This window comes from Streptomyces sp. JLSY215, assembly GCF_059682825.1.
Genome location: NZ_CM185022.1, coordinates 7,541,815 through 7,563,370 on the forward strand (window position 1 = coordinate 7,541,815; position 21,556 = coordinate 7,563,370).

19 protein-coding genes are annotated in these 21,556 nt (G+C 71.3%); 11 read left to right on the top strand and 8 right to left on the bottom strand.

Going from position 1 to position 21,556, the window contains the following annotated elements:
- The first annotated feature begins 298 nt into the window (after window positions 1-298).
- On the top strand, window positions 299-991 hold the full coding sequence (locus tag AC5677_RS33415; RefSeq protein WP_497191614.1) for a transglycosylase family protein: 693 nt from the start codon (window positions 299-301) through the stop codon (window positions 989-991).
- Between the two features lie 240 nt (window positions 992-1,231).
- Here AC5677_RS33415 and AC5677_RS33420 read toward each other — a convergent pair whose 3' ends face one another.
- Entirely contained in the window at window positions 1,232-2,626 is a 1,395-nt protein-coding gene (locus AC5677_RS33420; protein WP_497191615.1) for an amino acid permease, read from the bottom strand.
- 54 nt (window positions 2,627-2,680) lie between these two features.
- Window positions 2,681-3,895, bottom strand: a complete 1,215-nt coding sequence (locus AC5677_RS33425) for a lactonase family protein (protein WP_497191616.1) — start codon at window positions 3,893-3,895, stop codon at window positions 2,681-2,683.
- Between the two features lie 299 nt (window positions 3,896-4,194).
- Here AC5677_RS33425 and AC5677_RS33430 point away from each other — a divergent pair, with 299 nt between their 5' ends.
- Window positions 4,195-5,259 carry a tetratricopeptide repeat protein gene (locus AC5677_RS33430; protein ID WP_497191617.1) on the top strand — a complete coding sequence of 355 codons (1,065 nt, stop codon included), beginning with the start codon at window positions 4,195-4,197 and terminating at the stop codon, window positions 5,257-5,259.
- Here AC5677_RS33430 and AC5677_RS33435 read toward each other — a convergent pair whose 3' ends face one another.
- Window positions 5,260-6,699: a lipase maturation factor family protein gene (locus AC5677_RS33435; protein WP_497191618.1), complete on the bottom strand. Its 1,440-nt coding sequence runs from the start codon at window positions 6,697-6,699 to the stop codon at window positions 5,260-5,262. It abuts the gene before it with no gap.
- Between the two features lie 430 nt (window positions 6,700-7,129).
- On the opposite strand from AC5677_RS33435, the gene AC5677_RS33440 reads away from it, so the two are divergent.
- On the top strand, window positions 7,130-7,300 hold the full coding sequence (locus AC5677_RS33440) for a hypothetical protein (protein ID WP_497191619.1): 171 nt from the start codon (window positions 7,130-7,132) through the stop codon (window positions 7,298-7,300).
- A 151-nt stretch (window positions 7,301-7,451) separates the two neighbouring features.
- Here AC5677_RS33440 and AC5677_RS33445 read toward each other — a convergent pair whose 3' ends face one another.
- Window positions 7,452-8,027 (bottom strand): TIGR03086 family metal-binding protein, encoded by a 576-nt coding sequence (locus tag AC5677_RS33445; RefSeq protein ID WP_497191620.1) that lies wholly within the window; start codon window positions 8,025-8,027, stop codon window positions 7,452-7,454.
- A 436-nt stretch (window positions 8,028-8,463) separates the two neighbouring features.
- On the opposite strand from AC5677_RS33445, the gene AC5677_RS33450 reads away from it, so the two are divergent.
- A complete protein-coding gene (locus tag AC5677_RS33450) occupies window positions 8,464-10,026 on the top strand; it encodes an AMP-binding protein (protein WP_497191621.1) in 1,563 nt (520 codons plus the stop codon).
- 285 nt (window positions 10,027-10,311) lie between these two features.
- On the opposite strand, the gene AC5677_RS33455 is transcribed toward AC5677_RS33450, so the two are convergent.
- Both AC5677_RS33455 and AC5677_RS33460 read right to left on the bottom strand, forming a co-directional pair.
- The gene (locus AC5677_RS33455) at window positions 10,312-12,480 is read right to left on the bottom strand and encodes a tetratricopeptide repeat protein (RefSeq protein WP_497191622.1); all 2,169 of its coding nucleotides are present in this window, start codon (window positions 12,478-12,480) and stop codon (window positions 10,312-10,314) included.
- Window positions 12,477-12,887 carry a hypothetical protein gene (locus AC5677_RS33460; RefSeq protein WP_497191623.1) on the bottom strand — a complete coding sequence of 137 codons (411 nt, stop codon included), beginning with the start codon at window positions 12,885-12,887 and terminating at the stop codon, window positions 12,477-12,479. The genes AC5677_RS33455 and AC5677_RS33460 overlap by 4 nt, the downstream gene beginning before the upstream one ends.
- A 789-nt stretch (window positions 12,888-13,676) precedes the next feature.
- Here AC5677_RS33460 and AC5677_RS33465 point away from each other — a divergent pair.
- Window positions 13,677-14,009, top strand: coding sequence for a DUF1330 domain-containing protein (locus tag AC5677_RS33465; RefSeq protein ID WP_497191624.1), 333 nt, complete (start codon window positions 13,677-13,679; stop codon window positions 14,007-14,009).
- A 137-nt stretch (window positions 14,010-14,146) separates the two neighbouring features.
- Window positions 14,147-14,527, top strand: a complete 381-nt coding sequence (locus tag AC5677_RS33470) for a VOC family protein (RefSeq protein WP_497191625.1) — start codon at window positions 14,147-14,149, stop codon at window positions 14,525-14,527.
- 25 nt (window positions 14,528-14,552) lie between these two features.
- Here the strand turns inward: AC5677_RS33470 and AC5677_RS33475 are convergent, their stop codons facing one another.
- Together AC5677_RS33475 and AC5677_RS33480 are read right to left on the bottom strand one after the other, a co-directional pair.
- Complete coding sequence (locus AC5677_RS33475) at window positions 14,553-15,377, bottom strand: M55 family metallopeptidase (RefSeq protein WP_497191626.1); 825 nt, start codon at window positions 15,375-15,377, stop codon at window positions 14,553-14,555.
- Window positions 15,378-15,519: 142 nt separating this feature from the next.
- A complete protein-coding gene (locus tag AC5677_RS33480) occupies window positions 15,520-16,482 on the bottom strand; it encodes an aminoglycoside phosphotransferase family protein (protein WP_497191627.1) in 963 nt (320 codons plus the stop codon).
- Window positions 16,483-16,594: 112 nt separating this feature from the next.
- Here AC5677_RS33480 and AC5677_RS33485 point away from each other — a divergent pair, with 112 nt between their 5' ends.
- The 5 genes from AC5677_RS33485 to AC5677_RS33505 all read left to right on the top strand — a co-directional run bounded on the left by AC5677_RS33485 (window position 16,595) and on the right by AC5677_RS33505 (window position 21,556).
- Entirely contained in the window at window positions 16,595-17,770 is a 1,176-nt protein-coding gene (locus AC5677_RS33485) for a CapA family protein (RefSeq protein WP_497191628.1), read from the top strand.
- A gap of 125 nt (window positions 17,771-17,895) precedes the next feature.
- Window positions 17,896-18,513, top strand: a complete 618-nt coding sequence (locus tag AC5677_RS33490) for a TetR/AcrR family transcriptional regulator (protein WP_497191629.1) — start codon at window positions 17,896-17,898, stop codon at window positions 18,511-18,513.
- A gap of 216 nt (window positions 18,514-18,729) precedes the next feature.
- Window positions 18,730-19,959: a cytochrome P450 gene (locus AC5677_RS33495; protein ID WP_497191630.1), complete on the top strand. Its 1,230-nt coding sequence runs from the start codon at window positions 18,730-18,732 to the stop codon at window positions 19,957-19,959.
- 89 nt (window positions 19,960-20,048) lie between these two features.
- Entirely contained in the window at window positions 20,049-20,240 is a 192-nt protein-coding gene (locus tag AC5677_RS33500; protein WP_497191631.1) for a ferredoxin, read from the top strand.
- Window positions 20,240-21,556, top strand: coding sequence for an NAD(P)/FAD-dependent oxidoreductase (locus tag AC5677_RS33505; protein ID WP_497191632.1), 1,317 nt, complete (start codon window positions 20,240-20,242; stop codon window positions 21,554-21,556). Before AC5677_RS33500 ends, AC5677_RS33505 begins: the two co-directional genes overlap by 1 nt.

The window sequence follows — 21,556 nt, forward strand, 5'->3', positions numbered from 1 at the left end:
TCCCCGATGTGGCGGCAAGGGGGCAAGCCGGTCGGCGAAGGCGCTACCGCGCGCTCTGTCGATGCGAACTCCGCGCGTGGTTGTGTCTGACCCGTCGAATTCATGGCACCCGCAGAATTCGCTGCGCAAGGCACTGCACGAGGTAAGGCGCGAGGTAATGCACAAGGCGATACGCGAAGCGGTTCGCAAGGTACGGCACACGGAAATACGCAGGGCATTGCGCAGGCGGCGGACGTCAGGGTGCCAGGTTTCCTGAATGGCCGGCAGGCAACTGCGCGGCGAGCGACGGGAGCAAAAAGTGGAATTTCCTCAGGTGTACGAGACCGGATCGGAATCTGTCGGCCGGAGTGAATTCCGGGGCCGGGGGGCCCGGGGTGTCGCGGCGGCCGCGGTCCTGCTGGCGGCCGGCGCGCTGAACCTGACGGCCGAGGGATCGGCCGAAGCGGTCAGCAACGGGACGTGGGACCGCCTGGCCGGCTGCGAGAGCGGCGGGAACTGGCACGCCGACACGGGCAACGGGTTCTCCGGCGGGCTGCAGTTCGCGCACAGCACCTGGCACTCGTTCGGCGGCGGCAGCTACGCCTCGCGGGCGGCGCTGGCCAGCCGGCCGCAGCAAATCAACGTGGCGGAGCGGGTGTTGGCCCGCCAGGGATGGGGGGCCTGGCCCGCCTGCTCGGCCTCGCTGGGCCTGCGGGGAGCGGCCACGCCACGCACCGCGGCACCGCGGGCCACGACCCCGCGCACGACCACGCCGCGGACCGCGGCCCCGCACGCCGCGCCCTCCCCGGAGAAGCGATGGAAAGCGGCACGCCACCGGAGTACCGGCGATGTCGTCGTGGTGAACCGCGGGGACACGGTGAGCGGTATCGCCTCCGCACACGGCTGGCGCTGGCAGGAATTCTACCGGCTGAACCGTCCGGTGATCGGCGCCGACCCGGATCTCATTTACCCGGGCATGCGCCTGGCCGTACGGCGCTCCGGCGCCAGCTGACCGTATTCCGTGACACCGACTCCGGTGGCCGCATTCAGGTGACCAGATTCCGGTGACCGAATTCCGGTGAATCGCTTCGGGATCCTCCGGAAGAGCGCCCTCGAATACGGTCGAGGGCGATGTGAGCGAGGGTTTGCAGGCCGTCCGTGGCGCCGCGGACGGCCTGCCCGCATTTTCGGTACCGGCGTCACGGGATGCGCATCCGACGACACCGAATTCGTAGCCGATACGGCGTCGAATTCACGCCCGGCGTCGCCGGATTTCGTAGGCGCCCAGCACCACACCCACGGTCAGCAGGCTCAGCCAGAATTGCGCGCGGCTGTCCGGCAGAAACGCCATCGCCCCGATGACCAGCACCATCAGCGCGATGGTCACCCAGCTGAGCCACGGGAACAGCCACATCCGCAGCGTCAGCCGTTCCGGCTCCGTGCGTTCCAGCTTGCGCCGCAGCCGTACCTGGGCGACAGCGATCGCCAGATAGACGAACAGGGCAATGGCGCCATAGGAGTTGATGAGGAAGGAGAAGACGACATCGGGCGAGATCCAGGCCGCGATCACCGACAGATAGCCGACCGACGTCCCGGCGAGCAACGCCCGGCGCGGCACCCCGCTTCCGCTCACCTCGAGGAATCCGCGCGGCGCGTCCCCGTTACGGGTGAGCGCGAACAGCATCCGCGACGAGGTGTAGAGCGCGGAATTCAGGCAGGACAGCACGGCGATCAGCACCACGGCGTTCATGACGGTGCCGGCCGCGGGTACCGCCAGCCGGTCCAGCACCGCGGCGTACGGGCTCACCTCGATCGCCTTCGACGTCCAGGGCACCACCGCGACCACCAGAAAGATCGACAGCACGTAGAAACCCACGACCCGCAGCACGATGGAGCGGATCGCGTCCGCCACCGCCCGCTCCGGCTCCACCGACTCCGCGGCCGCGATCGTCACGATCTCCGCGCCGGTGAAGAACCCGATGCAGGGCACGACGGCGGCCAGCACCGCGCCGACCCCCTCCGGTGCGAATCCGCCGTGCGCCGTCAGATGGGCCAGCCCGCCCTGAGCGCCGGGCCACAGCCCCAGGACGTACACCGCGCCCAGGAAGAGGAACACCACGATCGCCACGACCTTGATCGACGAGAACCAGTACTCGAACTCGCCGTAGGACCGCGCCGAGACCATGTTGCTCGCCGTCAGCAGCGCCATCAGCACCAGGCTGATCGCCCACAACGGGGCGCCGGGAAGCCAGAGTTGGATGATCCGGCCGCCCGCGACCGCCTCGACCGCGACCACGATGACGAAGAAGTACCAGTACAGCCAGCCGACCGTGAATCCCGCCCGGAGTCCGAGGGATTCGCGGACATGGGCGTAGAACGAGCCGAGGGCCGGGCGGGCGACGGTCATCTCGGCCAGCATCCGCATGATCAGCACGGTCAGCACACCGGCCGCCAGGAAGGACAGCACGGCGGCCGGCCCGGCGGACCGGACGACCACACCGCTGCCGACGAACAGCCCCGCCCCGATCACCCCGCCCAGCGCGATCAGCTGCATATGGCGGCGCTTGAGGCCCTGTCGCAGTCCGCCCTCGGCCGCGGGTGCAGCGGCCTGCGGGGGACGGTCGTCCCGTACCGTTTCCGTACTCATGGGGGGCGACGCTAATCGGCCAACCCTGCGGGGCTGTTGCCGCAGTGTTTCGGGTCAGACCGGCAGGACGCACACCGGCATCGGCGCGGCGAACGGCTCGCCCGTCCTCCGCAGCGCCCCCGTCGCCGCATCGACCGAGAACACCGTCACCGACCCCGACTTCTGGTTCGCCGCGAACAGCAGCCGCTCGTCCGGCGAGAACGCGATCTGTCGTGGGAAGTCGCCGCTCACCGGCACCGTGTCCAGCAGCCGGAGCCGCGCCCCGCCCGCCTCCACGGCATAGCGGGTGAGGCTGTTGTGACCCCGGTTGGCGAGATACGCGAAGCGGCCGTTGCGGGTGACGAGAATCTGCGCCGGGTAGTTGGTGCCCTCGCCCGTCCCCGTGGACTGCGGAGCCCCGGGCGTCAGCCGCCCGCTGCTCCTCTCGTATCCGCAGACCACGAGCGTGTCGTCGACCTCGTTCGCCAGATAGGCGAAGGCGCCGGAGGGATGGAACGTCAGATGCCGGGGGCCGGCGCCCGGCCGCAGCGCGGCATACGCCACCTGGCCGAGCCGCCCGGTGTTCTCGTCCAGACGGTAGGTGTAGACGGTGTCATTGCCGAGGTCGACGGCGAGGACATGGCGGCCGTCCGGGCTGGTGATGATCTGATGCGCATGCGGCCCGTCCTGGCCCGGACCGGGCGGCGGGCTCGTATGCGCGACCAGGTCCGTACGCTCCCCGAGGGCACCGCTCGACGGATCGATCGGATGCACCGCCACGCTGCCCGAGAGGTAGTTGGCGCTGAGCAGCCAGCGCCCGCCGGGGTGCACCGACAGATGGCAGGGCCCGGCGCCGCCGGTGGACTGCCTCCCCAGGACCTCGGGGGGCGCGCCGCCGGGCGGCAGGGCGAGCGCCGTGACACCGCCGTTCTCCTGCTCATCGACCGCGTAGAGGGTCCGCCCGGACGGCGCGAGCGCCAGATAGGAGGGGTCGGCGACGCCCGGCACGACCCCCGTCGCGGTGATGGTGCCGTCGGCGGTGTCGTACGTCCCCCATCCGATGCCGGTGCCGCCGCCCTCCTGCGAGGTGTAGGTCCCCAGGAAGAGCGGGCGCCGGGTGCTCGGGCGGCCGGTGCCGCGGGGCCGCCGGGCGCCGCGGGGCCGGCGGCCTTGCGCGGGGGCCCCGTCCCCGACCGTCAGCCCCGCCACGCCGACCACGGCGATCCCCATGAACTGACGACGGCCGATGCCTGACCCTGCCCCGGTCCCCGTGCCCGGTCCTGCGCTCATGCCACTCCTCGGCGTCGGTGATCGCGGATGGCGGATGTGGCAGCCAGGGTGGCCGGTGCCGTACGCCAAGGCAAGTGCGGCAACCCGCATTGCACCGTGCGCAACGCGGGGGAGGGGCGATCCCGCAAGGGGTCCGGGCACCGGACCCTGAGATTCCCCTACACCCAGATGATGACCCGCACCCCCTCAGTGGCACTCCAGACGGACATCAAGAACCCCTATCTGGAGTGATTCGCGGCGCCGCAACGGCCCGTAGTTTCGTGATCAAGGCACGGAGATGAGCGAGAGGCAACATATCTATGTACGGCAAGGCATTCGCCCCGGAATATCAGGGCGAACTGGGCTCGGAGCTGGGCGTGAACTCCTCGTACGAGGAGGTGCTGGCCACGGCGAGCCGCGCACAGGCCGACGCGGGCACGGCGCTGGAGCGGGCGCGCGCCGCCCTCGCGGTTGCCGAGGCCAACCGGCGGCTGGGCCGGGTCGCGGACGCCGGCACCGCCTGGCGGGACAGCTACCGCAGCGCACGCGATGCGGGCGACGCGGCCGCCATGTCCTGGGCCCTGTGGAGCGGCGGCACGCTGGCCCGCCAGTGCGGCACCCTCCCCCTCGCCCGCCGCCTGCTCGCGCACGCCGTGGAGCTGGCCGCCGACAGCGGAGACCGGCTCGCCCACGGCTACTCCCTCGCCGGCCTCGCCGAAACCGGCCGCATACAGGGCGACTACGCCGCGGTCGCCGAACTCCACGAGCGCCTCCTCGAAGAGGGCCGGGCGCACGGCGAGGCCCGCCATATGGTCTGGGCGATGTCCGGCATCGCCCAGATGCACCGCAACACCGGCGACTACGCCAAGGCGCTGGAGCTGTTCGAGGAGTCCGTCCGGATAGCCACCGAGGCCGATGACGCCCGGGGGCGCGCCTGGTCGCTCCGCGGCGTGGCCGACGTCCTCTCGGTGCAGGGCGACCCCGACCGCGCGCTGGCCCTGCTCTCCGAGGCGGAGACCATCTGCCGCAGCATGGACCTCGCGAGCGCCCTCGCCTACAACCACAAGATGCGCGCCAACGTCCACTACCGCGCCGGAGGGTACGAGGCGGCGCGCGACACCTACGCCCTCGCCCTGGCCGAATTCAGCGATATGAACGAACCGCGCGGCGCCGCCCTCTCCCGCCTGGGCCTGACCAAGTCCCGCGCCCGCCTGGGCCGCGACCTGGGCGAGACGCTGGCCGAACTCGCGGTACTGGAGCGGGACTTCGCGCGCATAGGGCTGCGTCATGCCCGCGCCATGGTCCTCGCCTTCCGCGCCGAGGTGACGGAAGAGAGCGGCCGGGGCGGGACGGCCGAGGCGGCCGACGACAAGGAAGCGGCCTGATCAGCGAGCGGGCCGGGACGGTGCCGGCGGCAGGGGCGACAGCGCCACGGGCGGCAGAAAGTCCCGCTCCAGGGTCCGGTGCCACCACGCCCCGGTCTCCCGCAGCTCCCGCCAGGTCGTGAAGCGGTACCGGAAGACCCGGGCCCGGATCCGCGCGGGCGGGACGTCGGGGAACGGATTGGTGCGCAGCAGCCGCAGCGTGTCCCGGTCGTTCTCCAGCAGGCGCTCCACGAACGTCATGAACCACGCCCGTGCGTAGGCCGGCGAGAGCGCGGCGAACCACATCAGCCAGTCCAGCCGAAGGTGATACGGCGCGAACTGGCGCGGCAGCCGCCGGATATCGCCCGGCTTGCCGTGGAACTCGTACGCGAGCCAGGTCGTGCCGGGACCGGTGACCGCATCGGCCGTCCCCTCCACGACGATCTCCCGGCGCACCCGCGTGATACTGCCGAACGCGCCGTAGGAATTGACCAGATGCAGGGATTCGTAGGAGGTGTTCATACGCTGCTGCCGGCTCAGCAGATTGCGGGCCGGGCGGTAGCTGAGCAGGACGACGCCGGCCGTGGCCGCGATGACCAGGACCTCGAACCACAGCGGCGGCGCGGCCGGTGCCGAGGCGGGGTGCCACCACGCAGGCGCGACGGCCGACAGGGCCAGCGTGATGGTGAGCCAGTTCAGCCAGGCGAAGTTGCCGGACAGCACCAGCCACAGCTGGGTGACGGCCATCGCCACCGCGGCCCATCCGGCCACCGGCTGCGGAGCGAACAGCATTACCGGAAGGCCGAGTTGGGCCAGATGGTTCGCGGCGACCTCGACGCGGTGCAGCGGCTTGGGCAGATGGTGGAAGAACCAGCTCAGCGGGCCCGGCATCGGCTGGGTCTCGTGGTGGTAGTACAGGCAGGTCAGATCGCGCCAGCAGCGGTCACCGCGCATTTTGATCAGCCCGGCCCCGAACTCCACCCGGAAGAGCACCCAGCGCAGCAAATACAGCACCAGGACCGGGGGAGCGGTATCGGCGTTGCCGAGGAAGACGGCGAGCAGGCCCGTCTCCAGCAACAGCGACTCCCAGCCGAAGCTGTACCAGGTCTGCCCCACATTGACGACGGACAGATACATCGCCCACAGCACCAGCCACATGACCATCGACGCCCACAGCGGCACGGCGTCCGCCGCCCCCGCCGCGACCGCCGCCGCCAGCAGCGCCCCGCTCCACGCCCACAGCGCGAAGAACCGGTCCGAGTAGTGCAGCTGAAAGACCGACGGCGATGCCCGGAACGGCACCCGCGCCACGAATTCGGGCACCGGCAGCATCCCCCGGGACCCGATCAACGCCCGGAACTGCCGGGCCGCCGCAAGGAACGCGACGGCATAGGTCACCGCCAGCATCCGCTGAAAAACGAGCCGCCCCAGCCAGTAAGCAGGATCCGAGAACCATTCCACCCGCCCATGGGTAGCACTGCGGCCGTACACCTGAGGGACAGGCGCGCGGCCGCGGGGAGCGATCCCTCACGGGCCGGGCGTCACCGGCCGGGCGCGAAGACCGACGCCGCTTTCTCGCGGGCCGCCGCATCCCATGGCTGCCGATCTCGCCAAGGCTCCTGTTCTCTCCAAGAGCGCCGCCATACGAATTTCGTTCGAATTCACTAATCGTGGGGGTGTGATTTCCGCCTCCCGACGCGATGCCGATATCGCCGGAAAATGCCGGGCGGGCGGTGCCCGACGTCGATACTCTGGTGGTCGACGGACGACCCTTCGGGGAGACGCCAACACCATTGGCCCGTCGCGGGACCGCCACAAACCCTGGCTGACCTCCCGGTTTGTGAACAAGGCGCCACCGCGTCGGACCGTTACCTCAATGAAGGAGTGCGTGGTGGCATTGCACAAGGCTCAGTACAAGCAGCCCCCGATGAAGCAAGGTGACCGGCAAGGTCGCATCAAGGAGCTCCGTAACCTCGAGGTCTGGGGCCGCTGCGTCCCGGTGCGCCTCGCCGGCTGCGACGACGACCCCGCCGAGCCGCATATCTTCCGCGGGATCGACTGAGTTCCGCGGGATCGACCGAGGCCGGTCGCGACGACGAAGACCGGACCGGCATAGGTCTCCGCGCGGGCGATCGGCCGGCCGCGGCACCGCGGCCGGGGCAGCGAAGGGACGGGAGCGGCGCCATGGGCGGCCGCTCCCGACCGTCTGCGGGTCAGGGCCGGCGGCCCAGCAGGCACAGGAGCCGGGTCAGGTCGTCGGCGTCCGCCGGGGGCTCGATCGCGGGGGCGAAGAGCCCCGAGGCGCCCAGACCCGGCGCGTACGGCTCGACCTCGCGCAGGGCCGCCGTCGCCAAGCCGTCGGGGAGCCGCTCATCGGCGCCGATCGCGCGGGACAGGTCCCAGGCGTGGACCACCGCGTCGGCCATCATCTGGGCGCAGTACGCGTCGGCCGGGCTGGAGCCGTAGGAGAGATGGACGGTGCGGTCGAGCGCGCCCGGTTCGCTGAACGCCGCCACGGCGGCCACCGCCGCGCGGTCCCAGACCGAGGCCGGGTCGACGCCCAGCCGATCGCCGTCGAAATCCGTGCCCACCTGCGCAATCGTGGCGCCGTCACGCACCAGACGGGGCACCCACAGCTGCTCCGCCGTGAGGTGGTTCACCAGATCGCGCACCGACCACTCCGTGCACGGTGTGGGGTTGTCCCACTGGTCGTCACGCACGGCATGGACCCGGGTCCCGAAGAGCTCAAGGGCCTCGCCATGGAGGCGCAGGATCTCGTCATGGTTCATGCTCCCCGAGGATAGAAGCGGGCACTGACAGTGCGGCGCGACGGCGCACGGCGCGCGGGCGGAGTCGCGGTCCGCCGGACACCGATGACTCGATCGGGCCAATGTGCGGGAACTTTTTTCCGGTGGTGCGCACGGGCCGCCTGCCCGGACGGGCCCGTCCGGCGCTGCCTGCCCTGCCGGGTCCGTCCGGCGCTGCTCGCCCTGCGACGCTCGGCCCCTGGTGCCTGCCGCGGCGCCGGCCTGCGGTCCCGGCCGGCGCACCGCCGCGGTGGCGGATCCGTGGCGGCCCCTGCCCCTCACGCCCAGTGACCGGCGACGTCATGCGCGGCGGCACACGGACCGGGCGAGGGCGTACGTACTGACATCGCGTCAGCGCTCTGGAAACCCGTCCCGGCTGCCTGTTCAATGGGCGCGGCCGACACTCATTGGAGGCACCATGGATGATGTCCTCGCTCCCTCCGTCACCGCGCCCGCCATCCGCTCGGCCGGCCATGAGCGGGGCTATCCAGAGTTCTTCGAACGGGCCGGACGTATCGCAACGGGCTTGAAGAACATGGGAGTTGAGCCGGGCGACCGTATCTCCGTCGTCATGCGCAACGAGCCGGCGTATCTCGAGATCACCGCCGCGGCCGCCCTGCTCGGCGCCTCGGCCGTGCCCGTCAACTGGCACTTCAAGCACGACGATCTGCGGCATGTGCTCACCGACAGCGGCAGCAAGGTCGTCTTCGTGCACACGGACATGGTGGACGCGGTGACCGCGGTGCTCCCCGAGGGCGCGCGGATCATCGAGGCCCCGGTCCCCGCCGGTGTCGCGGCCGCCTGCGGTATCGACGCGCCGGCCGCCACCGGCCGCCACCCTCTCCTGGACTCCTGGCTGGCGGGCCACGAGCCGCTGGCGCAGGCCGCCGAGGAGCGCCCGTCCACCGTCATCTACAGCTCCGGAACCACCGGCCGCCCCAAGGGAGTTCTGCGCGAGCCCGTCCCCCAGGAGCGGATCGCCGAGGCGGTGGAGTCCTTCCTGGAGTACTTCGCGGTCGCCCCCGGCGGCCGTACGCTCATTCCCGCGCCGCTCTACCACGCCTCGCCCAGCCAGCACGCGGTGCTCGCCCTCGCCGCGGGTCTGGACATCACCCTGATGCCGCGCTTCGACGCCGAGGAATTCCTGCGGCTGATCGAACGGCACCGGATCGAGCAGGTGCAGGTCGTGCCCACGATGTTCGTACGGCTGCTGCGGCTGCCCAAGGACGTGCGCGAGCGCTACGACCTGAGCTCGCTCACCTCGGTGGTGCATGCCGCGGCGCCCTGCCCGCCGCATATCAAACACGCCATGATCGACTGGCTCGGGCCGGTGCTGCGGGAGTACTACGGTGGCAGCGAGACGGGCGCCGTCACCTGGTGCGACAGCGCGCAGTGGCTGGCCCATCCCGGTACGGTCGGCCGGGCCGAGGGGACCTGCGGGGTGGCGGTCATCGGGCCGGACGGCGCGCCGGTGCCCACCGGCGCCACCGGCGAGATCTACCTCAAACCCAGCGACACCTGGCCGCGGTTCACCTACCTCGGCGACCCCGCCAAGCGCGCCGCGATGGAGGCCCCCGGCCTCCCCGGATACGTCACCATCGGCGATATCGGCCACCTCGACGCGGACGGCTATCTCTACCTCAGCGACCGCCGCAACGACATGGTCATCTCCGGCGGCGTCAACATCTACCCGGCCGAGATCGAAGGCTGTCTGCTCGCCCTCGACGGGGTGCGGGACGCGGCGGTGTTCGGCATCCCGGACGAGGAGTTCGGGGAGGTGCTCGCCACCCATCTGCAGACCGAACCGGGTGTGGTGCTCAGCGCCGAGGAAGTACGCGCCCATGTCGCGGAGCGGCTGGCCGGGTACAAGGTGCCCAGGGCCGTGGTGTTCGAGGAGCGACTGCCCCGCGACGAGTCGGGCAAGCTCTTCAAACGGCGACTGCGGGAGCCGTATTGGGAGGGGCGGGACGGCACCATCTGAGCGGGGCGCCGGGCTGGTGCGGCCCCTCCTTGGCGACGGGCCCCGAGGCCTGGCTGCTGTGCAGGTTTCCTCTGTCCTGCACAGCAGCCGCGCTCGCCGGCGGTACCCGATGGCTTCCGCTTGGTGTGTGTCCGCTTCAGCCGACCGTGTCGTTCTGCTGACCGAGGCAGTGGGAGTCAGGTGGACCGAAGCCGACGGCTGACCGCCGCGAACAAGTCCGCCAACGACCTGTATGGCGAGCGCACAGATGAGGTTGTGGCTGCCCTTCCGGCTCGTCGGTGTGGTTCAACGCCCTGTGGATTTTGGCGGCAGTGTCGCCTTCGATTTCTGATGCTTGGCGAGTTCTACCCGGGCTGCCAGAGTCCAGGGATGCTCGGGGCCCAGCACGCGTTCTCGCCCGTCTACCACCATCGCCATCTCCTCGACTGCCTCCGCGTGCTCGCCTGCTGCGGCGAGGACATTGCCCAGCAGATTTCGTGCAGCCAACGTAATCGGGTAGTCGGCCCCGTAGCGCAGCTCGTGTGCCGCAAGAGCCTTGCGGGCGCGGGGCAATGCTTCAGCTGGGTGCCCGGTGTAAAACAGGGCATAGGCGCAATTGAGCTCGGCTGCCAGGGTGATCTGATGGTCTGAGCCCAGCTCTCGATGGCAGTCTGTGACCAGGCCGGGTCCAGCCGGTGCCTCAGCTTCCAATTCAGGTCCCGGGGGCACTTCCAAGGGGTGACACCTTGCAAGCAGCGTCAAGGGATGAAACGGCCCCAACGAATCGGCCCGGCCGGTCGCGGCTCGACGCATGAGGGACACGGCTTCCGCGGTCCGCCCACGCTGCCACAGTGGACGCGAGAGGGCCAGGCAACTCTCCAGGGTAGCCAGCGAGGCAGGGCCGGCAGTGCGCTCGCAGTCCGCTAGGACCTTGCGGTGGATCGCCTCTGCTTCCTCGAAGCGCCCCAGCCGGTAGACATCCCTGCCGGCGCGCTGCCTGAGGCTCAGGACCAAATGGTGATCCTCCCCCAAGCGTTGTTCGCCGAGTTCCGTGGCCTGGGTCGCCAGGGCGAGCGCAGAGGCGTAGTCGCCCGCACGATGCTGGGCTATCGCGAGCCGCAGAGCGCACTCCACTGCGGCTTCCGCAGTCTGCGGGCGCACAGCACCCCAGTCGCGTACGCGTCGAAGGAGGACGAGGACGTGGGGCCCGAGGAGACTGAGCCGGGCATCTTTCATCCCGCGCTCAGGCACCTCCGGGAGCGCGGCCGCCAGGATCCTGGCGGCCGCGGCGGCGAGTGGTTCATGCTGGTCTTGGGGTGTGCTGCGAGCGACGCTGTTGAGCAGGACTCCGTGGGTACGCAAGCACCGCACACTGCTTGGCACGATTTCTGTGAGGGAGTGATCAAGCAGGCCCCGCAGCGCAAGCTCGACGCGGGCGGCTGGAAGACCCGGGTGGAGTGACGCGTCTGTCAGCAAAGAGAGCGGGAGCGGGTCGTTCGACCAGCAGGCCAGTAGGCGCAGGAGGCTGACAGCTTCAGGCAGGCCACGACTGACAAGTTGGTTCAATGACAGTTGCCACGTGCCGCTGACCAGGTGGCGTGAGTCGTTGCCGGCGTCGGATGCGGCGCCTTGGTCGATCAGTTCGATGGGGTCGAGTCCCTGGTCGCCTTCTAGGCGGCGGCCATATTCGGTCATGGTCCAGGGCTGGATGACCTGGTGGGCCAGGAACCCGCCGGCCAGGGTCAGGGCGAGGGGGAGGCGGCCGAGCCTGTCGGCGATACCAGCGGCCTCTTCGACGGTTCCTGTCCCCGGCGCGAGATCGCACAAGACTTCGGCGGCCTCAGTTCGCGGCAGAACTCCGAGGTGGAGCAGTTCCGCAGCGGGCCACCAGTGGGCAGCCGCCTGACGGGTGGTTACGAGGACTGTTCCGCGCGGGCTGGTGCGCAGCCAGCCACCGTCGCGCAGTACCGCGGGGTCGTCAGCATTGTCGAGGATCAGCAGCCAGGGCTGGTCGGAGCGGTCCAAGTATTCCCAGACCAGGTCGGCTGCCGCGCGCAGACCACTGCGCGCAGCCATGAGCTCGCCCTCGCCCGCTCCTCGGTCAGCGGCCACAGCGAGCATTCCGGCTCGCAGGGACGCCTGGTCCGAAGCGTTCACCCAGAAGCCCAGTCGCTCGCCCTTGGCGGTCGCGTGCTGGAAGAGCGTGTAGGCAACGGCAGTCTTGCCGCAGCCGCCGAGCCCATGGAGTACCAACACCTCGTTCCCGACGCCCTGGACGACAGAGGCCTCCAAGCGGCTCATCAGCTCGGTGCGGTCGCGGAGTACCACAGGCGCCCGGCCGACGGCTGGGCGACGTACGGAGTCGGGGCCGGCCCAGGATGGGCTGTGATGGTGGTGCTCGGTGATGTGCTGGTCGCCGGATGCTTGATAGACGCGCCCCTGCCCGTCGGCCTGTCCGTCGTTGCGGCCGTTCATCGCTGCCCCAGGTGCATGTCGCGGCCCGCCCGGTAGGCCAGGGCCTGACCGCAGGCAGTGGCGTGTTGAGTGATGACAGGCAGCGCAGCGCTGTCCGGGGCCACGTCAACGAGCAGCGTGCGCAGTTCCTCGACCGATTCGGGGTGGGCGGAGAGCAGCCGTCGGATCCGGCCCTGCCAGTCAGCCCTGACCTCAGTTTCGATCTCCCGGTCACCTGTGGCCTGAGCACTGAGCAACTCCTCCCGGGCTGCACCGAGCTCAGCGGCGATGACCGGCGCCCTGTCGGGCCGGGCGCGCTGCCACAGCGAGACCAGGCCGTCTCTGATGCTGTTCCATGCATCGGTTGCCGGCAGAGTTACGAGTGTTGTACCTGCGGTGCCCGCTAAGGCTGCTTTCTCCGGATCCATGAACGCCCCCTAAGCATCATTGACAGCGTCACCTTAGGTCAGGCAGCGACAGGGCAACACCTGCTGACCAGCCCACCTCGGGGAGAAGCGCGCCGCACGCAACTTGCCGGCGGACGACCTGACCATCCACAGCGCCGAAGCGCCCAAGCGTGACTTAACGCGAGGCGGATCGGGTGTTTGCCCGCTGGGCGCCCGGTGCTGTGTGTGGAGCCGCGCGGCGGCGCGTCGGATGGTTTGCCGGCACGCCGGATGACCTTGTAGGTGAGCACATCGCCGCCGGCGTTCCTTTCCCGGATCTTGCTACCGAGGCTGACGAACGGCTGGGACGAGTGATTGGCATGCTGCGCGACTCGCTGGACAAATGATGGTTCTGTAGGCGTCACTGCGAGATGGCTCGTGAAGAAGCGAAGTACAGCAGCCGCAGCAACCCCCCTCGTCCAGCAGCGCCCAATCCCAACGACTCGGTAGCTGGTAGACCGTCGCTAACCGATCTATCCAGAGCTACGGATCAGAAGGCCGACGGCACATACTGGCTGGCCGGACTGATCGCCAACGGGGAGCCACCAGATCGCCAAAGGGGGAGCCACCAGAGGCAAATTCAGTCGGACTCTTCCGGACGGTGACGGACGGACCGTGGGGCAACTCCAGCTCACAGTCCCGGCTTGGGGCGTCCTTTCCTGTGCCTGTTCGGCCTCGTCCTACCCCGGAGGTAATCGACCCGTCCGGCGGCGAATGGAAATGTGGTCGTCAGCGGCCCCCAGGCCCGCACACCACGAGAGAGGCAGTCCCATGACCGCATTCGCCATCGCCCACATCCGCCCGACCGCGCCGCACCCCGACATCGCCCGCTACATCGACGAGATCCAGGCGACGTTGGACCCCTTCGGCGGCCGGTTCCGGGTCCACAACGCCAAGCACGAGGTCAAGGAGGGCAGTTGGCCGGGATTCGTCGTGGTCATCGAGTTCCCGGACTTCGACGCGGCCCGTGACTGGTACGACTCGCCCGCGTATCAGGAGATCCTGCCGCTGCGTACCCGGCACATCGAGGGGGATCTGGTGCTGGTGCCGTGTGTCGCGGACGACTACGACGCGTCGGCGGCGCAGCGGCAAGCCGCGGCCTGACAGCTGCGGCATGCCCCGAAGCCCCGGGGCGACCGCGTGCAGCGGCATCGCGGACACCCGGTGTCCTACTGGGCCCCTAGCGTCGGCAGCAGCCGGTCGCGAAGGGCGCGATCGGCACGTAGGTGAGGAGTGGCGCGATGAGCGGGGCGAAGAACACGGGCGAGGGCGTGGCGCGGCTGAGCGGGGCGGGTTTCGGCGGGCACGACGGCAAGGTGCTGGCCGACTTCTATGCCGCCGCCCTGGGCTGGGAGGTCACCCAGACGTTCGGCGATGCGGCGGTGATGATCAGCGACGGCACGACCGGCTATGTCTTCTACACGGCCCGGGACTTCCAGGCTCCCAACTGGCCGGAGGACGAACTCGCCTTCCACCTGGAGCTGTCCGTCGACGACATCCCCACGGCCGAGGAGCGGCTGCTGGCCCTGGGGGCCACGAAGCCCGCGCACCAGCCGGGCGGAGAGCGCTGGACGGTCCTCCTGGACCCGTCCGGTCATCCGTTCTGCATCAGCGCCTCTTAGCACTCGCCGCCCCGGACCCGCGTCCTCACTCGGCGATGCCCCGGGTGAGGACCACGACGGTGACGAACCTGCGGTAGAGCCGGATGGGGTCCTCGTCGCTGAGCCGGACGGTCACGGCGTCGACGCGTACGACATCGGTGACCCACGCGGCCATCTCGGCGAGGTCCGGATTGCGGAACCGCACGGTCAGCGTGGCCGGCAACGCGATACGCGGCGGGACGGCCCGCGGCAGGGACCGTACGGCCTCGCGCGCCGCCTCATGGATCACTTCCCGTGCCTCGAAGGGGTGCAGGCTGTCCGCGGCGAACCGCGACACCGAGGACTTGACCACGGCGCTGCGGATGCCGGGGCAGAAGGGTGCGATCTCGGTGGCCGTGGTGTCATCGCCGGTGACCAGCACCACGGGCACGCCATGGCCCAGCGCCACCAGGGCGTTGATGCCGCTCTCCCCGGCGATCACACCGTTCAGCCGCACCTCGCTGATGGCCCGGGGGTTGTAGGTGTGCGACAGCGTGGCCGGGGTGCCCGACATCGAGCCGTGGTAGGAGACGAAGAAGACCGCGTCGAACGAGGCGTCCAGGCCCTGCATCATGTAGAGCGGCTTGTGGCGCCCGGACACATAGCGGCTGCGGCCCGCGAGGGCGTCCGGCCGGAGGTTGGCCATCGCCGCATGTGCGTCGTTGACCAGGAAGCCGGTCGCGCCGCCGGCCCGCGCCCCCTCGATCGCGGCGTTGACCTCCTCCTGCAACAGGTCCCGGTAGTAGCCGTATTCGGGCTCCGCGGGCCGGCACTGCGACCAGTCCACGACGCCCGCGGTGCCCTCCATGTCGGAGGAGACGAAGATTTTCACGGCATGCGCTCCCTGGATGCGGTGGCTGCTGGGCCGGCGCCCGTCGCTCCGGGGCCGGTGTGCCGCACCAGTTATGCGGGAGCCGGCCGTCGCGCGGCCAGAGCGCCTTTTCGGCCGCCCGGCCGGCTCGTCGGCGCCACGGTCACAGTCCGGCCAGCTCCGCCAGAATCCGAGCGTTCGTCAGTTCTTCTGCCCCGCCCGCCGCATCGTCATGGTCGGCGCTCCACAGCGCACTCTCCACGGCCCGCGCCACCGACCACGCCAGCAGCCGCGCCGGGTCCTCGCCCAGCGCCTCGGCGACCAGCGCATACCGCTCGCGGAGCACCGGGCGCGGATCCGGACGGGCGAACGGGTCGTCGATCTGCGCCAGCAGCGGCCAGGGGTCGTACGCCGGATCGCCGACCATCGGTTTGGGGTCGATGGCCAGCCAGGGCCGGCGCTGCGCCGCCAGCACATTGCCGGGGTTGAAGTCGCCGTGGACGACGACCTCCCGGGCGGCGGTGGCCGGGAGCTTGCGCAGCAGGTCGGCGCCGAGCGCGACCAGCCCGGCGTCGTAGGCGGGGCGCAGCCGCAGCATCCGCTCCTGCAGGACATCGGCCCACTCGGCGCACACCGTCTCGACCCGCTCCAGGTGGCCGTCGGGCGGTACGGGCGCGTTCCACAGGCCGCGGAGCAGACCGGCCGCGAGGGTGAGCCGCTCCGCGGGCGGCAGCGCGGCGGTGTCGGCCAGCGAGGTGCCGGGGGTGCACCGCTCGATGAGCAGCGCGCCGCGCTCGCGGTCCCAGCGGTGCAGCCGTACGGCGCCGTTGCCGTCCCAGGCGTGCAGGCCCGGGGCCTCGCCGTCGGCCTCGCGGTGCGGCCAGGTGACCTTGAGGACCGCCGCGCCGCCGCCGGGCAGCCGGGCCGGTGCCGCCCAGGAGCAGCTGCCGCCGTGGAACGGGGCGCCGAGCCGCAGCTCCCAGCGCTCCTCGACCTCCCGCACGATCCCCGGGAGCCGGTCGAGCCAGGCCCGTCCGGAGGCGGTCCGGCCGATCCGCGTGACGACGGGCAGCCCGGCGGGAAACCGTTCGTCCTCGTGCGTGCTGCCCTGCGAGGTGTGCGCCATCCGGGCAGCGTACGACGGGAGGGGAGCGGCGGGGGGCCGTACGGGGGAGAGCGCCGGACGACGGGGCGGTACGGCAAAAATGCGCCGGAAAGTGGTGATATGTGTGTCGGGCATGAGCGCGTATACACGGTGTGCGGCCCTCGCCCTGGTCGCCGCCCTGGCCGTGGGCTGCGCCGGCCCGCCCAGCACCCCGCACCCCGTCCCGCACCGCCCCCGGCCGCCGCTCGCCAAGGCCCAGCCGCGCGGCCATGCCGGCGCCCCCATGACGCATACCGCCCGGTCCTTCACCCTGGTCGCCGCCGGTGACATCCTGCCGTCCTCCCCGGACGTCCTCGACACGGCACGGGACGACGCGGCGGGCACCGGCTACGACTACCGGCCGATGCTCGCGGACGTGAAGCCCCTCGTCTCCGGCGCCGACCTGGCGCTGTGTCATCTGGGCGCCCCGCTCGGCCCGCTGTCCGGCCCCTTCACCGGCTACCCCGTCTACCAGGCGCCGCCACAGCTCGCCACCGCGCTGAAGGACACCGGCTACGACGCCTGCTCCACGGCGTCCAACCACGTCCTGGACCGGGGCGTGCCGGGGGTGGGCCACACCCTGGAGGCCCTGGACACGGTCGGGCTGCGGCACGCCGGATCCGGGCGCAACCTCGCCGAGGGAGGGCGTCCGGCGCTGCTGCGGGCCGACGGCGGTGCGCGGGTGGCCCAGCTCGCGTACACCTACGGCACCGACCAGAAGCGCCGCCCGGCGTCGGCGCCCTGGACCGTGAACCTGATCAATGTGCGACGGATCATCGAGGATGCCCGAGCCGCCCGCCGGGCCGGCGCCGACGTCGTGGTCGTCAGCCCGCACTGGGGCAAGGAGTACCGGACCGCCCCCACCGGCCGGCAGCTGCAGCTCGCCCGCGCGCTCACCGCCTCGCAGACCAACGGCCGCCCCGACATCGACCTCATCGTCGGCACCCATGCGCACACCCCCCAGCCGTACGAGAAGGTCAACGGCACCTGGGTCGTCTACGGCCTCGGCGACCAGATCTCCGGCGCCATGAAGAAACCGGAGGGCAACTGGGGCACCCTCGCCCGCTTCCGCTTCGCCCCGCCGGAGCGGCCCGGCGGGCGCTGGGAGGTCACCAGGGCCGAATACATTCCGCAGCTCGCCGTCCTGGGGCCGCCGCTGCGGGTGCGCAACCTCACCAGGACCGCGGGCCACACGGACGTCCGCAAGGCGATCCGCAAGGCCGTGCTCAGCCGGGGCGCCCGCGCGCAGGGGCTGCGCATGGGCGGCTGACGCGGGCGCCCCGGCGTACTCCGGTACGGCCGGCCCCCGCGGTATGAAACCCTGGTCACCTGCCGGATCGCGCCGGATCGCGAACCGCTGTGACATCCGCGAGGCCAGGGAAGGACGGGAGGGCAGTGAGCGAGAGTGCGGCCGCCCGGCCCCGTAATCCGCGTGGCCAGGGCGAGCGGCTGCGGGAAGAGCTCCTGCGGGCCACCGAACGCCTCCTGGAGGAGGTCGGCAGCGAGGACGCGCTGTCGCTGCGCGCGGTGGCCCGCGAGGCGGGCGTCGCCGCGCCGAGCATCTACCGCCACTTCGCCGACAAGACCGAGCTGGTCTGGGCGACCATGGAGGTCAGCTACGAACGGCTCGGCCGGGCGATGGCCGAGGCCGCCGCGAAGGCGGACGACGATCCCGTCGCACGGCTGCGCGCCCAGCTGCGTGCCTACTGCCGCTACGCCATCGGGCACCCCGCCACCTACCGCCTGCTCTACGAGACCCGGCAGACCCCGGTGGGCCCCGAGCGGCTCGCCGGGCACCCGGCCGCGCCGCTGGTGCGCGGCTTCCACGACGCGCTGACCGCCTGCGAGGAGGCCGGCTGGCAGGTGCGCGGCTCGCGCTCCGAGGCGCCGTACGTCCTGTGGTCGGCGGTGCACGGCCGGGTCATGCTCTGGCAGGTCATGCCGAGCCGCAAGGACGCCCGCCGGCTGGACCGGTTCGTGGACGAGATGCTGCAGCTGCTGCTGGAGCGCTGAGCCGCTCTCCCGGCGCGCGGTCGCCCGTTCTCGCCCCCGAGGCGCAGTCACCCGTCACGCGCTCTCCCCGTCACCCGCTCTCCCCCCGGCTCTCCCCCCGAAGCGTGATCGCCCGGCACACATTTACCTGTGTATTACACATGTAAGCTTACAGTCGTTAGGCGAACGTTCGACTCATGGCGCACGCCGCTGCCCGGTGTGCGCGCGAGAAGCCAGATGAGCGAGATGAGCGAGATGACACTTCCCACCGCACCCGCGCCGCTCCCCGTGCAGCCCCCGGCCGGCTGCCCCTTCGATCCCCCCACCGAATTCGGCGCCCTGCGCACCGAGCAGCCGATCTCCAAGATCTCGCTCCCGGACGGCAGTTGGGCCTGGCTGGCCACCCGCTACAGCGACCTCCGCGCCATCCTCGGCGACACCCGCTTCAGCTCCGACACCACCCTCCACGGCTACCCCCTCAGCGGTATGACCGGCGGCGGCAACACCCAGAACCGCGGCTTCATCCGCATGGACCCGCCCGAGCACACCCGGCTGCGCCGCATGGTCACCCGGGAATTCATGGTCAAGCGGGTCGAGGCGCTCCGCCCGGAGATCCAGCGCCTCACCGACGAGCTGTGCGACGCCATGGAGCGCCGGGCGGGCGAGGACGTGGACCTCATCGAGGCGCTGGCGCTGCCCGTTCCCTCGCTCGTCATCAGCCTGCTGCTCGGCGTCCCCTACGACGACCACGACGTCTTCCAGCGGCTCACCGGCACGCTGCTCTCCCGTACCGTCCCGGACGACGAGCGGGAGGCCGCCAGGATCGAACTACGCGACTACCTCGACCGGTTGGTCACCGCCAAGGAGGCGGACCCGGGCGACGACATCCTCGGCCGGCTGATCACCGAACAGCAGCGGACCGGCGAGATCACCCACGACGATGTCGCCGCCTTCGCCGCCCTGCTGCTCATCGCCGGGCACGAGACCACCGCCAACATGATCGGCCTCAGCGCCCTGACCCTCATGCGCGACCCGGAGACCGCGGAACGGCTGCGCCGGGAGCCCGCGCTGATCCGCGGCGCCGTCGAGGAACTGCTGCGCTTCCACAGCATCATCCGCAACGGCCCGCGCCGGGTCGCCACCGCCGACATCGAGATCGACGGACACCTCATCCGGGCCGGCGAGGGCGTCGTGGCGGCCGTACCGTCCGCCAACCGCGACGAGAGCGTCTTCGCCGACGCCGACCGCCTCGACATCTGCCGCCCCAACGCCCAGCACCACGTCGCCTTCGGCTACGGCATCCACCAGTGCCTCGGCCAGGCGCTGGCCCGCGTCGAACTCCAGGTGGTGATCGCCACCCTGCTGCGCCGCTTCCCCGCGATGCGGCCCGCGGTGCCGGTCGAGGAGATCCCGTTCCGTACCGACATGGCGATCTACGGCTGCCATGCGCTGCCCGTCACCTGGTGACCGGACATCCCCAACGGCCGGGCTCCATAATCCAGTTGCACACCGCACGTCCCACCACGCACGTCCACAACCCCCACGGAGTCACCGCAATGAAGATCACCATTGATGCCGACAAGTGCTGCGGCGCAGGCCAGTGCGTACTGATCGCCCCCGAGGTCTTCGACCAGCGGGACGAGGACGGCATCGTCGTCCTCCTCGACGCCGAACCGCCCGCCGAGCAGCACGAAGCGGTCCGCGAAGCGGCCGCCGTCTGCCCGGCCGCCGTCATCGAGGTGCACTGATGACCGCCCGGCCCCTGGCCATCGTCGGCGCGTCGGCGGCCGGGCTGGCCGCCGCCGAGGCGCTGCGCCGCTCCGGCTGGAGCGGCCCGCTCACCCTGATCGGCGAGGAGCCGCATCTGCCGTACGACCGGCCGCCGCTGTCCAAGCAGCTGCTGCACGGCGCATGGGAGCCGGACCGTCTCATGCTGCGCACCGCGGACCAGCTCGCACCGCTCGGCCTGGACCTGCGGCTCGGCACCCGCGCGACCGGCCTCGACGTGGCCGGCCGGACCCTCACCCTCGACGGGGGCGCGTCCCTCGCCTGCGCCGGAGTGATCATCGCCACCGGTGTGGCGGCCCGTACGCTGCCCGGCACCCAGGGCATCGCCGGAGTGCACACCCTGCGCACCCTCGACGACGCGCTGGCCCTGCGCGCCCGGCTGACCGGCGCCGGCCGCCGCCTGGTCATCGTCGGCAATGGCGTCCTGGGCTGCGAAGCGGCCGCGGTGGCACGGGAGCTGGGGCACGACGTCACCCTCGTCGGCATCGACGCGACGCCGATGGCCGCCGCCGTCGGCACCGAGATCGGCGAACTGCTGGCCGAGGAACACCGCACCCGCGGCGTGACGCTGCTGACCGGAGCCGTGGACGGCATCGAGACCGAGCGGGGCGCCGTCACGGGCGTACGGCTGGCCGATGGGGGTCCCTCCGGCAATGGGGGCACAGCCGCCGGGGAAGGGGGAGGGGAAGGACGCCTGCTGCCCGCCGACACCGTCCTGGTGGCGATCGGCTCCACGCCCGCCGTCGGCTGGCTGGGCGACGGCCCGGCCCTGGACACCACCGACGGGCTGCGCTGCGACGCCTACTGCGCCGCCGCCCCCGGCATCTACGCCGCCGGCGACGTGGCCCGCTGGGACCACCCGGTGCACGGCCGGCCGCTGCGCTTCGAGCACCGGACGAACGCCAGTGAGCAGGGGATGGCCGCCGCCCGCAACCTGCTGGCCGAGCTGGCCGCCGAGGGCGTGGCGGGTACGGAGAACGCGGAGGTCCCGGAGCGCCGCCCGTTCGCTCCCGTTCCGTACTTCTGGTCCGACCAGTACGCCATCAAGATCCATGCGTACGGGCCGACCGCGGGTGCCGACCGCGTGGAGACCACCGTGCTGGACCGGGCGGAGCGCCGGACCGTCGCCCTCTACGGCCGCGACGGGCACGCCGTCGGCGTCCTGGCGGCCGGCCTGCCGCCCCGCCAGGTCCGCGCCCTGCGCGCGGTGATCGCCACCCCCGTCCCCTGGGAGGAGGCGCGCGAGCGGATCCGCGCCGCCACGGCCGGCGGCTGA

Coding starts and splice junctions, on each gene's coding strand:
- AC5677_RS33420 (WP_497191615.1), bottom strand. CDS start 2,626: ATGAGTACGGAAACGGTACGGGACGACCGTCCCCCGCAGGCCGCTGCA.
- AC5677_RS33425 (WP_497191616.1), bottom strand. CDS start 3,895: ATGAGCGCAGGACCGGGCACGGGGACCGGGGCAGGGTCAGGCATCGGC.
- AC5677_RS33430 (WP_497191617.1), top strand. CDS start 4,195: ATGTACGGCAAGGCATTCGCCCCGGAATATCAGGGCGAACTGGGCTCG.
- AC5677_RS33445 (WP_497191620.1), bottom strand. CDS start 8,027: ATGAACCATGACGAGATCCTGCGCCTCCATGGCGAGGCCCTTGAGCTC.
- AC5677_RS33450 (WP_497191621.1), top strand. CDS start 8,464: ATGGATGATGTCCTCGCTCCCTCCGTCACCGCGCCCGCCATCCGCTCG.
- AC5677_RS33455 (WP_497191622.1), bottom strand. CDS start 12,480: ATGAACGGCCGCAACGACGGACAGGCCGACGGGCAGGGGCGCGTCTAT.
- AC5677_RS33460 (WP_497191623.1), bottom strand. CDS start 12,887: ATGGATCCGGAGAAAGCAGCCTTAGCGGGCACCGCAGGTACAACACTC.
- AC5677_RS33465 (WP_497191624.1), top strand. CDS start 13,677: ATGACCGCATTCGCCATCGCCCACATCCGCCCGACCGCGCCGCACCCC.
- AC5677_RS33470 (WP_497191625.1), top strand. CDS start 14,147: ATGAGCGGGGCGAAGAACACGGGCGAGGGCGTGGCGCGGCTGAGCGGG.
- AC5677_RS33480 (WP_497191627.1), bottom strand. CDS start 16,482: ATGGCGCACACCTCGCAGGGCAGCACGCACGAGGACGAACGGTTTCCC.
- AC5677_RS33485 (WP_497191628.1), top strand. CDS start 16,595: ATGAGCGCGTATACACGGTGTGCGGCCCTCGCCCTGGTCGCCGCCCTG.
- AC5677_RS33495 (WP_497191630.1), top strand. CDS start 18,730: ATGAGCGAGATGAGCGAGATGACACTTCCCACCGCACCCGCGCCGCTC.
- AC5677_RS33500 (WP_497191631.1), top strand. CDS start 20,049: ATGAAGATCACCATTGATGCCGACAAGTGCTGCGGCGCAGGCCAGTGC.
- AC5677_RS33505 (WP_497191632.1), top strand. CDS start 20,240: ATGACCGCCCGGCCCCTGGCCATCGTCGGCGCGTCGGCGGCCGGGCTG.